Here is an 11,847-nt window from a genome sequence, read left to right as displayed (position 1 = left end):
CCCCCACGGCATGAAGTACGACGGTCTAAAGAACAAAGCGCTCGGCATCCCAGACTGCTGACTCACGGCCCTGGAGATTCACTCGCAGTCGATGATGTGGGCGCAACCGGGTGGTCCGATACCTCACGCTCGCATCCTCACGCTGAGAGCTCCATCTTCAGCCGTCCCGCAATTTTCCCTTTTAAGCAGAGACAGGCAAGCAGATATTTTCTCGTTTTATTTGAAATCCAGGGAAAAGTAGCACAACAACAGACATCAGCGCACCCTGTCGCCGATCTTTTGAGCCCCACCTAAGGTGCAAAGCGTCACACTGCGGGGCTCTGGCATCTATTTTGTCCTGAAAAGAGTTGCACCCTGTTCCTGATCGTGGATCAGCCGAGGCCCCCGAGCGCCTTGCCGTGCCCGGGAGTCTGGGCTCGGGCCCGCTGAGGCCCTGCGCGCTCACGGCTACGGCGCGCTGGCCAGCGGAGCCGGCGCCGTCACCGTGTAGCCCGCCCCCGCGCCGCTGTCGGCCGCCGTGCCGCCGTCCGTGGTGGGCACGCGGATCCGGCACACGCCCGTCCGCGCATTGCCCGTCTGGTCCTTCAGCTCGAAGGCCACCCCGTACACGCGGCCATCCCCATCGCCCCGGCGCTCGGCGCGCACCTGGAAGGTGCTCGTGCCGGTGATGACGATGTCCCCCGTGGTGCTGCCATCCGTGTCACCGGCCGCATCCTCGGGCTCATCGCTGTAGATGGAGAGGATGGTGCCGTTGTTGACCTGCGCATACCCGTCGCACGCGTCGGTGGCGGTGACACAGTCGGCCAGCGAGAAGCTGCGCAGCGTCTGATCCGCCGGCGACACGGTGACGTCGTGGAACTCGAACGTCGGCGCCTGGGTGTCCACCACCTGCACGGTGCGGGTGAGCGGCGTGGCCTTGAGCTGCGTGCTGTCCTGCACGTTGTAGGTGAGGGTGTAGCTGCCGCGCGTCCAGGCATTCACGCTGCCCGTGGTGGAGACGTTGGCCGTCAGGTCGCCGTAGCACGCGTCATGCGCGGTGGCGCTGAGATCGACGTAGGTGCCGCTGGCGCACTCGTGCCGCACGGTGGCCGGCCCCACCAGCGACAGCGTGGGCGGCAGGCGATCCACCACCTTCACCGTGCGCAGCGCCATGGTGGTGTTGCCGGACGCGTCCCACACGCCGTACTGGATGCTGTACGTGCCCACGGCCTTGGCGTTGGCGCCATTGCCGTAGGTGTGGAGCTGGCTCGTCATGTCTCCCTGGCACGCGTCATACGCCGTGGCGCCGAGCTCGGTGTACGTGTCCACGCCGCACTCCAGCGTCATGTTGGCCTCGCCGTTGATCGTCACCACGGGCGCCTTCGTGTCCATCACGGTGACGCTGCGGGTGACGCCGGCGGCCGCGTTCCCGGAGGGATCCTTGACGTTGTAGGTGATGGGGTAGGTGCCCGGCGCGACGATGTTCTCCGTGCCCGAGATGGTGATGCGGCTGGTGATGTCCCCGGCGCACGAGTCCGAGGCCGTGGCGCCCAGGGCGACAATGGCATCCCGCGAGCACTCCATCTGCGGCGTCGCCGAGCCATTGAGGGTGATCGTCGGCGGGCGCGTGTCCACCACGTGCACGTCGCGCACCTTCTCGGTGACGAGCCCCTGGCCATCCTGCACGCTGTAGCGCACCGGATAGGCGCCCGGCGCGCTCGTGTTCACGGTGCCGGAGATGAGGACGGCCTTCGACAGATCGCCCGAGCACAGATCGTTGGCCACGGCGCCCTGCTCCACATAGGTGTCCACTTTGCACTCCAGCGACGGGCTGGTGGCGCCATTGAGGTAGAGCTCCGGGGCCAGGGTGTCCTGGACTTTGACCTGGCGCACGGCGGTGGCCACCCGGCCGCTATTGTCCGTCGCGCGGTAGGTGACGGAGTACGTGGCGGGGGCGTTCGAGTCGATGTACGGGTGCTCGATGGTGACGGGGACGGAGATCTCTCCCGAGCAGCCCTCCACGGCCGTCGCGCCCGGCTCGGAGTACCAGTCGCGCTTGCACTCGAGCGGCAGGGGGCTGGCGCCGTTGAGGGTGAGGACGGGGCCCTGGGTGCTCGTCACCGTCACGGTGCGTGTCACCGCCGTGGCGGCGTTCCCGGAGGGGTCCGTCGCGTTGTAGGTGAGCACGTAGGAGCCCGCCTGGGCGGCGTTCACCGAGCCGGAGATGGTCACCCGGTTGCCCACGTCCCCCTGGCACGCATCCACCGCGGTGACGCCGGGCTCGACGAACGGCTCGGAGCAGCCGAGCGTCATCGTGGCCGAGCCCTTGAGAGCGAGGGCCGGCGGCACCGTGTCCGTCACCTTCACCGTGCGCGTCGCCGGGACCGCGGCATTGCCGGACGGATCCGCCACGGTGTAGCTGCGGGTGTAGGTGCCCAGCTTGGCCGTGTCGACGGTGCCGGTGGTCACCACCTTGGAGCTCAAGTCCCCCACGCACACGTCGGTCGCGGTGGCGCCCTCCTCTACGTAGGTCGAGCCGCACTCCAGGGTGGAGCTGGCCGCGCCATTGAGGGCGACCGTGGGAGCCTGCGTGTCCGCCACGGTGAACGGCGCGGAGCAGCTCGCCGAGTTACCCGAGGTGTCCTTCGCGGACCAGGACAGCGACGCCGTGCCCAGCGGGAAGCTGGCCAGGCCCGGAGAGAGCACCGTCACCCCGGAGCACACGTCCGAGGCGCTCGCCGTGCCCACGCCACTGTTGGAGGCGCCACCGTTCACGCACTCGGCGGTGGTGGCCGCCGGGCAGGTGATGGAGGGAGGCAGCGTGTCCGCCACCTGCACGTGGGTGGTGCAAGACGAGGTGTTCCCCGCGGCGTCCTTGGCCGTGTACGTGACGGCCGTGTCTCCGAGCGGATAGGAGGCCAGGCCAGGACCGCTCACGCTCACCGTGGAGCACGTATCCGTCGCATCCGCCCCGCCCGCCGACACCGTGGCCGACTGGTTGCCCGAGCACTCGGCCTGCACGGCCGGCCCACAGGTGATGGAGGGCGGATCGCAGTCACGCACGTTCACGCTGGCGGAGCAGCTCGCGCTGGCGAAGCTGTCGGAGGCCGTGAGGTTCACCGCGCTCGCGCCGATGGCGTACGGGCCTGCGGGCGACTGGGCCAGGGAGATGGCGTCTCCGTCCGGATCATACGAGCCATGGTCCACGCTGACTTGAGCGGTGCACGTCGCCGGGCTGGCGCAGACGCTCTGGTCCTGGCACAGGGCCACCGGGGGGTGGTTGCCCGTGAGGACGGTCAGATCGCTCAGCACCGGGTCCGCCGCGAAGTTCACGGCGCGCAGCGCGGCCTGGACCTCGAGGTAGCGGCCCTGAAGGCCGGCAAAGGCCTGGTTGTTGGTCACGGTGGCGAAGGCCTGCGAGCCCAGGGCCTCGCGCGTATTGGCGGCCCTCACGGCCACGGTGATGCCGGTGTCGGTGGGCGTGGCGCCCTGGGGCTCCTGGTTCCAGCGCACCGTGCCCCAGTTCGTCCCGGCCACGGCGCTGTCATGGATGACGTTCCACGTTCCCTGGCGCAGGACGAAGCGGTTGTGCTCATAGCCCGTCATGTCCCCGTACGTGAACGAGATGCCGCCCGCGGGGAAGTTCTGGATCGAGCTGGAGACGGAAGGGGTGATGACGGCCAGGGTGTCGACTCCAGAGGAGGCGACCCAGATCTTCCCATCCGCCGCCACCGCCACGCCCTCGGGCTTGGCGCCCACGAACCAGTTGCCCTTCGCGACGCCGTCGGCGCCCACGCGCAGCACGCGGCTGCTCGTGTAGCACGCCGCCCAGATGTCCCCCGCGGCATCCAGCGTCACGCCATGGGTGCGGCCACTGCACCCGCCGCCGCTGCCCACCTGTTGAATGGTGTGCGCCGGGAAGTTCGCCTGCACCAGGCCGACGGCCGAGTCCGTATCCGCGCCCAGCCACACCACCCCGTTGGGATCCACGACCATGCCGTAGGTGGGCACTGGCGAGGTGAGCGTGTCCACCACGTGGCTGCCATCCGGCGCGTTCGGATCGATCTTCCGGATGAGCCGCAGCGTGCTGCTGTCCGACATATAGAGGTAGCCGCCCGGCCCGATGGCCAGCGCGGCGATGTTGGAGCTCGAGCCCGTCTCGGCCTTCAGATCGAAGCTCTTCAGCACCGCGCCGCTCTGCCCATCCAACCGGTAGAGCTTCGAGGACGAGAAGCCCGCGCTCCAGACGTTCTGCCCGGCGTCCACCACGAGCGCGCGCGCCGACTCGCCCACGGGCGCGAAGGTCTTCGTCCACAGGATGCACTCGTCCGTCTGGCCCGGGAACTCGGCCGTGACGCTGGCGCTCTGATCGATGGTGCCGTCCCCGTTGAGGTCGGCGGAGGTGTCGATCTTCCCGTTGCCGTTGCGGTCCACGCACGAGGCCAGCGAGCCGGCGTACTTGGTGATGGAGGCGGTGATGCTCGCGCAGCCGTTGCGGTTGAGGACGTAGGCGTCACCGCGCGCATCCACCGCGATGGGCCCCGGGGAGTTGCACGAGTCGCGCGGCGGCCGCACCGCCGGCACCGAACCATCCCAGTTGCTCGTCAGCACGGAGTCATAGCGGGCCACCTGCTTGCCCGTGCGCGTGTCCACCTTGGTGACCGTGCCGTTGTTGGTGTTGGCCACCCAGACGAACGGCGGCACGGTGGCGCCCGAGTCGAGGCGAAGTTGATCCGGATCGGGTGCTCCGGCCCGAGTCCCTCGAAAGGCCCCGAGCGCGAAGTCCGCGTCCGTGGTGAAGGTCCTCTGCTCGGCGTTCACCAGGTCTTGCGCGCGGGCGACTCCCGGCAAGGCCCAGAGCAAGCTGCTCAGTACGACGTACAACGCTGCGCGGATTCTCATAACAGCGTGCCCTCAGGGTGGAGACTGCGTGGCTGCCCCCCCGTGTAGACGGGCGCTCTGGCGCTCGCTCCGCTGCACGTGGAGCCGCTGCGAATTGTAGCGGCACGCCTCGCGCAAAGGCAGTCACCCTCTTCACTCTTCTCTGTGTGAAGAAGGGCGCCGCGCTCTCACCGAATCGCTACCACGACAGGATTTTTTCGACGCGCATCTCTACTCAAGGCGTAGGGCGATCGTCACCCACCCCGGGTCAGCTCAGACCTTCGATGGTGAAGTGTTCCTGTCGCGCGATGCCCAGCTTCTTCATGCGGCTCTGCAGCGTGGAGGGCTTGAGCCCCAAGAGCTGCGCCGCGCCGCCCGCACCGTAGATGCGGCCCTTGGTGAGCGCGAGCACTCGGAGGATGTGCTCGCGCTGCACCGCCGCGAGCGTGGGCACCGCCTCGGGCTTGAGCGCGGGAGCGTGCACGCGCGGCGTCTCGGTGGGAGCCCGCGCGGGAAGATCGAACGCATCCTCGCCCAGCTCTGAGCCGGACGAGAGGATGGTGGCTCGCTCGAGCACGTTGGCCAGCTCGCGCAGGTTGCCGGGCCAGGGGTACGCCGCGAGCCGCTCCAGCCCCTCGGGTGTCACGCGCATGCCTCGCCGCCCCGTGCGCCGCGACTGCTCCTCCAGGAGGAAGGCGCACAGCTGTGGCAGATCCTCCATGCGCTCGCGCAGCGGCGGCAGGCGCAGCGGGAAGACGCTCAACCGGTAATAGAGATCCTCTCGGAAGCGCCGCTGGGCAATGGCCTGCTGCAAGTCCACGTGCGTGGCCGCCAGCAGCCGCACGTCCGCGCGCACCGTGCGATCGCTGCCCACCGGCTCGAACGTCTTCTCCTGCAACGCGCGCAGCAGCTTGGCCTGCAGCTCCACCGGCAGCTCGCCCACCTCGTCCAGCAGCAGCGTGCCGCCGTGGGCCATCTGGAAGCGCCCGGCGCGATCCTTGGTGGCGCCGGTGAAGGCGCCCTTCACGTGGCCGAACAGCTCGCTCTCCAGCAGCCCGGCGGGAATGGCCGCGCAGTTGATGGTGACGAAGGGCTGATCCGCCCGAGCGCTCCAGCGGTGGATGGCGCGTGACAGCCGCTCCTTTCCCGTGCCCGTCTCTCCCAGCAGCAGCACCGGCGTGTCCGTCTCCGCCACCTGCCGCGCCCGCCGCGCCAAATCCCTCATCACCGGGCTCAGGCTCGTCTCGAGGATGCCCTCCGAGTCTCCGCCGAGCTGGGACTCCAGCAGCTTGGCGTGCTCGTGGTCCTGGCGGTGCAGCCGCTCGAAGGCAGCCTTCTGCTCCGCGTTCTGCAGGGCCGTGGCCAGCAGCTGGCCGTACACCTCCACCAGCTCCACCACGCTCTGTGGATACGTCTCGCACTCGGCGCGATCCAGCGTGAGCACGCCGTAGCGGCGCTCGCCCGCGTACAGCGGCACCACCATGCACGAGTGCCCCGGCGGCAGATCCAGCACCCCGTCGAACGGATCTCCCTCGCTGGTGTGGTCCTCCTCGGTGAAGGCCCGCGCCCGCCGCGTCTCCAGCGCCTGGCGCACCTGGGGGAACTTCGCCAGATCCAGCACGTGCCCGCGCACCTTCGCGTTGGCCAGCGGGCCACGCGCCGCCACCGCCACCAGCCGCTCATCCTTCAGCAGGAACAGCGTGGCCAGATCGAACCGGGTGATGCGCGTCAGCCAGTCCAGCCCCCGCCGGAGCAGCTCGGACACGCTCTCCTCGGTCGCGGCCAGCTCGACCAGATCTCTTGCTTCCTTGCCCATCAGAGGGGCCGCCGTGATGTGCTCTTCCGCCATGCCCCACGAATAGTCGCTGCCCACCGAAATTTCAGTGGTGAAACGCACCGATATTTCGTTATTCACCCATGGGGCGGCGCCCTTCAGAAGGGTTGCGTGAATAACCTCCTGAAAAGACTGGACCCGTTTTTCTGGCACGGCGCCTGCTCTAGTGGTAGCTGACAAAACCCTTTCGGGCCTGTCCACAGGGGCCGGGCCTCCTACCCCCACAAGGAGTCGAGCATGCTGACCGTCGGCGACAAGCTTCCCCATTTCTCCGTGAAGGCCACCGTGAGCCTGGACAAGGGCAAGGAGTTCACGACCATCACCCAGGACACGTACAAGGGGAAGTGGATCATCCTGTTTGCGTGGCCCAAGGACTTCACCTTCATCTGCCCGACCGAGATCGCGGAGTTCGGCAAGAAGAACAAGGACTTCAATGACCGCGACGCGGTCATCCTGGGCCTGAGCACCGACAGCGAGTTCGTGCACCATGCGTGGCGCACGCACCACCCGGACCTGAAGAACCTGCCCTTCCCCATGCTGGCGGACATGAAGCACGAGCTGTCCAACGCGCTGGGCATCCTGCACAAGCAGGAGGGCGTGGCGCTGCGCGCCACCTTCATCATCGACCCGACGGGCATCATCCGCCACGTGTCGGTGAATGATCTGTCCGTGGGCCGCAACGTGTCCGAGGTGCTCCGCACGCTGGACGCGTTCCAGACGGACGAGCTGTGCCCGTGCAACTGGCAGAAGGGTGAGGAGACGCTCACCAAGAAGCTGGCGAAGGCGGGGTAGTGGCTCATGGCCTCGATCGAAGTCGTTCGCAGTGAGCTGGCGGACGCCCACAAGGACACCCGCCTCAACATCCAGTCGGTGCTGGAGGGTGGCAGCCTCACCCCCGAGCAGCGCTGGGGCGTGGCCGTCGCGTGTGCCTTCGCTGCCCGCAACGAGCGGCTGAAGGAGGCCATGCTCAACGAGGCCGAGAAGGCCCTGGCCACCCCCGAGCCCGTCATCGAGGACGCGCGCGCCGCGGCCTCGCTGATGGCGATGAACAACGTCTACTACCGCTTCCGCCACATGGTCGGGAAGGAGAGCTACTCGTCCAAGCGGCCGGGGCTGCGGATGAACCGGCTGGCGCAGGTGGCCACGAACAAAGTGGACTTCGAGCTGATCTGCCTGGCCGTCAGCGCCATCAACGGCTGTGAGATGTGCATCCAGTCCCACGAGAAGGTCGTCCTCGAGGGCGGCCTCTCGGAGGATCAGGTGCACGACGCTGTGCGCATCGCCTCGGTCATCCACGCGGCGGCGGTGGGCCTGGAGTCGTAAGCCTCGCTAAAGCCTTGCAGTGCCGAGCGCCCTCGGGTGGAGACACCTGGGGGCGCTCTGTTTTTCACGCGGACCGAGCGGGCCTCATCCGCTGGTTGGGCATTCCTTCTGGTATGGTCCCCTCCACTCACCAGCAGCGAAGAATCAGGGGGGACAAGAACATGACCTCAAGCGCCTCTGTGAACAGCCAGCCCAATCCCTCAGCGCTCTCCCAGGCTCCTGGAGGTGGCGCGGAGGGCCGTGGGCTGATCGACAACGCTGGTGTGGCCTGCAGCTCCCAGGCAACCTGCGTCATCTGCGGTGCGGAGGGGGTGCTCCTCCACCAGGGCCTTCGGGATTGCCTCTTCGGCGCTCCGGGGACCTGGAATTTCAAGCGTTGCACCAACGCCCGGTGTGGCATGGGCTGGGTGGATCCGATGCCAGTCCCCGGCGATGTGCGTAAGCTCTACGAGGCTTACTACACCCACGACTCACAGCCTGACGATGGCAATGATGCGTATTCCACCCGTGGCTGGAAGGCTGTCGTCAAAGGCGCGCTCGCCCGGGTCTTTTTCTGGAAAGCAGACAACTTCAAGTCGGATCTTCTCTTCTTGCAGGGAAGACAGCCTGGACGGTTGCTTGAACTGGGCTGCGGCAGCGGAGCTTTCTTGCGCGCGGCGGCCAAGCTCGATTGGAAAGCCACGGGCCTCGACTTCGATCCAGCGGCCGTCGCCGTCGCGAGCAAGATTCCCGGAGTGGAGGCGCGGGTCGGCGAGCTCACGGAGCAGGGTTTTCCCACGGGTTCGTTCGATGCCGTCGTGATGAACAACGTCCTCGAGCACGTTCACAATCCGGTCGAGATCATCACCGAGTGCCGTCGCGTCCTGGCTCCGGGTGGGCGCCTCGTCGCCGTGACACCGAACATGGAGGCCTATGGCCACGACATCATGGGCCCGGACTGGCGGGGTCTCGAGATTCCGCGCCACCTCTACGTCTTCACCGCCCCCGCGCTGATCCGCCTGGGCAGGCGCGCGGGCTTCGAGCGTGTCAGAAGCTTCTCCTCGGCGGGAGGCGGAGCGGGCTGGGGAATCATCGAGGCCTCCTACCAGATCGCGGAAGCCAACGGGCGAGGCTACAAGCGACAGCCCAACGGCGCCCGGAACATCCTGCGCCGCGAGTTCGTGGAGAACGCCCTGGGCCGCACCAAGGGCGAGTGGGTGGTCCTGCTCGCCGATGTTGCGTAGGCCCTGAAGCACGGAGGTCCAGCCGCTCGAGCCTCCGTGGAGTACGCTGGGGACTACGGAGGTCTTACCGGTAAGACTTCCGTAAGGCCGAGCGTGAAGTTCTCGTAGGTTGGCCCCCCTCGCTTCGAAGGGTGTCTCATGGCTTCTCGTCGGCTCACTGTCATGCTCCTCCTCTGGGGGCTATCCACTGCTTGCAGTAGCACGCGCGTGGTCCGCCTCGACCCAGGTCATGGCGAGCCCTTCGTCCACATCCCTGGCACGGACGAAGCCGGGCCGGTGGAACTGGGGCAGGAAGAGTTCACGCGGACCATCGCCAAGAATGTCCGGGAGCAGAGACCTCCGGGCAATCCGGAGAAGGCCGCGAGGGATCTGTTCCAGGCCTCACCCCGCAGTGGCTGGTACCGGTACACCCAGCACGAAGGTGTCGTTCCTCTGGACGGACCGCCCCCAGCTTCTCAGTTGGCGGAGGTGGATGCGCGAGTGACCCAGGAGTATCTGCGGTTCTGCGCGGCCATCGGAAAACCGGGCGACTGCCGGAAGGTGCTGATGAACAGCCCCGTCCTCACCGGGGATGGCCGCTACGCCCTGGGCATGTCCTTCGCCATCGAAGAGATCGTTCCGGAGATGATGCAGTCCTTCAAGGACATGGCCGACCCGGAGGCGATCAAGGCGGCGCTCTACTGGACCATGACGATCTACGCCGCGATGTGGCTGGTGCCCGAACCGGTGTTCTCCAAGGGGCTGGCGACGGTGCTCACTGCCACCTTCGTCTGCTACATCGGAGTGGACACGCTCTGGACGCTCATCCAGGGCTGGCGGCGGCTGATAGAGGAACTGGATCACGCCACCTCGTTCGCGGCGATCCGCGAGGCCGGGAAGAAGTACGGCAGAGTGATGGGGAAGAATGCGGCGCGTGCATTCGCCCTACTGCTCTCAGTGGCCATCGGGCAGACGGCCTCGAGCTTCGCGGCCAGGGTGCCCACCCTGCCCGGCTCGGCTCAAGCGTCAGCGACGGGCGCGGCGCAGGTGGGAATCCGACTGACGGAGGTGGCGCAGGTGGAGTCCGTGGCGGTGTCCGCCGATACGGTCACCATCGCCCTCGCGCCCAACGCTGTTGCGGCAACGGCCCAGAGCATTCGCGGGACGGCTGCCAGTCCGGTGGATGCAGAGGGGCCCGAGCACCACATCGCCACCGACAAGTGGCCCGATGCCACCCACAGCGGCGGTCCATGGACACCCAGGTTCAGGAAGCTCTTCGACCGGGCTGGCCTGTCACTGGACGATCCCGCCAATAAGGTGCGCGTCAAAGGGCACAAGGGCCCCCATCCCGAGGAGTACCATCGGGAGGTCTACCGAAGGTTGAACGACGCGGTGGAGGGCTGTAGCAACATGAGGCAGTGCCGCGAGGCGCTGACCGCAGAGCTCAAGAAGCTGGCCCAGGAGATCGCCACCGAGGGCACTTACCTCAACAAGCTGGTCACTCGGACCCCATGACGCCAGGTGCCTTCCATGCCGGTGCGGTACTTCGACCTGTTCGATGACGTCTCCATCCCCGAGCGCTGGGAACTGGGTGACCCTGTCGATCAATCGGGCCAGGAAGTGGGCAACCCCTGGATGTTCCGAAAGGGAGTCCCCGTGCACGTTGATGGGCGTCTCAAGGTTCCCATCGATCGGCAGGGCAAGCCGCTGGACTTCTCCCTTGCGGGCGTCGGGGTTACCCCCGTCGTTCATGCGAAGGTAGCCACGCTCCTGGCCAAACTCGCGCCTGACGATGTGCAGTTCGTTCCGGTGGACGTTGAAGATCGGACCGATGAGTTCTTCATCCTCAATGTCACTCGGGTCGTGAAGTGCATCGACGACAAAGCGTCCGCCGAGGTCCAATACTGGAAGCCTGAGGACGGACGCTCGGAGAAGACGGGGAATTATCGAGCCGTCCATGGCCTGCGCATCGACCCATCCAAGGCCGGTGGCGCCAAGGTGTTCCGCCCCTGGGGATGGCTGGTGGTGCTCCTCGTCTCCGACGAGATCAAGGGGGCACTGGAGCGCATCGGGGCCACGGGGACGAAGTTCAAAGAGGTTTAGAGTTTAGGCGGGTAGCGGAATCCGTGCGAAGCGGTGCAAACTCGTGTGGCGCACGCCACCATTCTTTCCGCGAGGCGCGGCAGCGCACAGATGGTGAGGCGCGAACTCTATGCGGCCACCCGGTCCAGATCCACAGAGGCGGCCTACAGCGGCTTCAGCCAGTTTGGCGGGCTCGATGGGTCGAACACGAGACTCACTTGGGGAGCGAGCTCAAGCTCTGCGCGCCAAGTCCTTCCCGAATTGGGGTCCTGAACCTCAAGATCGAACTGGCTAGTGGAGTGTCCACGAAGTTGTTGGACATAGTCAGGCAAAGTGGCGGTCCACCCACGCGTGCATCTTGGAGCGGGTCCAGGACCAAGTGAACGGGTGCGCGTAGAGGCGGTTGTACTCGGGCCAGCTCGCATTGAGGTGAGCCATGAGCTCAGCGCGGCTGGCCCACTCCCCTCGCTGGAGGTAGCGCGCTGCGAAGGCGCGGAGGAGCAACTCGGCCTGATCGAGCCAGGAGGCATGGGGCGGGGTGTAGAG

General features: G+C 67.0%; 7 protein-coding genes and 1 pseudogene. 5 read left to right on the top strand and 3 right to left on the bottom strand.

Annotated elements, in window-relative coordinates; translation table 11 throughout:
* Positions 1–447: 447 nt before the first annotated feature.
* Both ACJ8AT_RS39025 and ACJ8AT_RS39020 read right to left on the bottom strand, forming a co-directional pair.
* A complete protein-coding gene (locus tag ACJ8AT_RS39025; protein WP_407743076.1) occupies positions 448–4,863 on the bottom strand; it encodes an immunoglobulin-like domain-containing protein in 4,416 nt (1,471 codons plus the stop codon).
* A 265-nt stretch (positions 4,864–5,128) separates the two neighbouring features.
* The gene (locus tag ACJ8AT_RS39020; RefSeq protein ID WP_407743099.1) at positions 5,129–6,676 is read right to left on the bottom strand and encodes a sigma 54-interacting transcriptional regulator; all 1,548 of its coding nucleotides are present in this window, start codon (positions 6,674–6,676) and stop codon (positions 5,129–5,131) included.
* A 255-nt stretch (positions 6,677–6,931) separates the two neighbouring features.
* On the opposite strand from ACJ8AT_RS39020, the gene ACJ8AT_RS39015 reads away from it, so the two are divergent.
* From ACJ8AT_RS39015 to ACJ8AT_RS38995, 5 genes are all read left to right on the top strand, one after another.
* A complete protein-coding gene (locus ACJ8AT_RS39015; RefSeq protein WP_407743075.1) occupies positions 6,932–7,486 on the top strand; it encodes a peroxiredoxin in 555 nt (184 codons plus the stop codon).
* A gap of 6 nt (positions 7,487–7,492) precedes the next feature.
* Positions 7,493–8,017, top strand: a complete 525-nt coding sequence (locus ACJ8AT_RS39010; protein WP_407743074.1) for a carboxymuconolactone decarboxylase family protein — start codon at positions 7,493–7,495, stop codon at positions 8,015–8,017.
* 398 nt (positions 8,018–8,415) lie between these two features.
* The gene (locus ACJ8AT_RS39005) at positions 8,416–9,240 is read left to right on the top strand and encodes a class I SAM-dependent methyltransferase (RefSeq protein ID WP_407743073.1); all 825 of its coding nucleotides are present in this window, start codon (positions 8,416–8,418) and stop codon (positions 9,238–9,240) included.
* A gap of 207 nt (positions 9,241–9,447) precedes the next feature.
* Positions 9,448–10,734 carry an AHH domain-containing protein gene (locus ACJ8AT_RS39000; RefSeq protein WP_407743072.1) on the top strand — a complete coding sequence of 429 codons (1,287 nt, stop codon included), beginning with the start codon at positions 9,448–9,450 and terminating at the stop codon, positions 10,732–10,734.
* Positions 10,735–10,749: 15 nt separating this feature from the next.
* A complete protein-coding gene (locus tag ACJ8AT_RS38995) occupies positions 10,750–11,322 on the top strand; it encodes an imm11 family protein (RefSeq protein ID WP_407743071.1) in 573 nt (190 codons plus the stop codon).
* Positions 11,323–11,625: 303 nt separating this feature from the next.
* Here ACJ8AT_RS38995 and ACJ8AT_RS38990 read toward each other — a convergent pair.
* Positions 11,626–11,847: pseudogene (locus ACJ8AT_RS38990) on the bottom strand (IS630 family transposase); the annotation flags it as partial.

The sequence above is a fragment of the Hyalangium sp. genome (genome assembly GCF_045802625.1).
Classification (GTDB): domain Bacteria; phylum Myxococcota; class Myxococcia; order Myxococcales; family Myxococcaceae; genus Hyalangium.
The sequence above is the reverse complement of the archived record's forward strand: the minus strand, read 5'-3'. Positions and strand labels throughout refer to the sequence as shown.

Coding starts and splice junctions, on each gene's coding strand:
- ACJ8AT_RS39020 (WP_407743099.1), bottom strand. CDS start 6,676: ATGGGCAAGGAAGCAAGAGATCTGGTCGAGCTGGCCGCGACCGAGGAG.
- ACJ8AT_RS39015 (WP_407743075.1), top strand. CDS start 6,932: ATGCTGACCGTCGGCGACAAGCTTCCCCATTTCTCCGTGAAGGCCACC.
- ACJ8AT_RS39010 (WP_407743074.1), top strand. CDS start 7,493: ATGGCCTCGATCGAAGTCGTTCGCAGTGAGCTGGCGGACGCCCACAAG.
- ACJ8AT_RS39005 (WP_407743073.1), top strand. CDS start 8,416: ATGGGCTGGGTGGATCCGATGCCAGTCCCCGGCGATGTGCGTAAGCTC.
- ACJ8AT_RS38995 (WP_407743071.1), top strand. CDS start 10,750: ATGCCGGTGCGGTACTTCGACCTGTTCGATGACGTCTCCATCCCCGAG.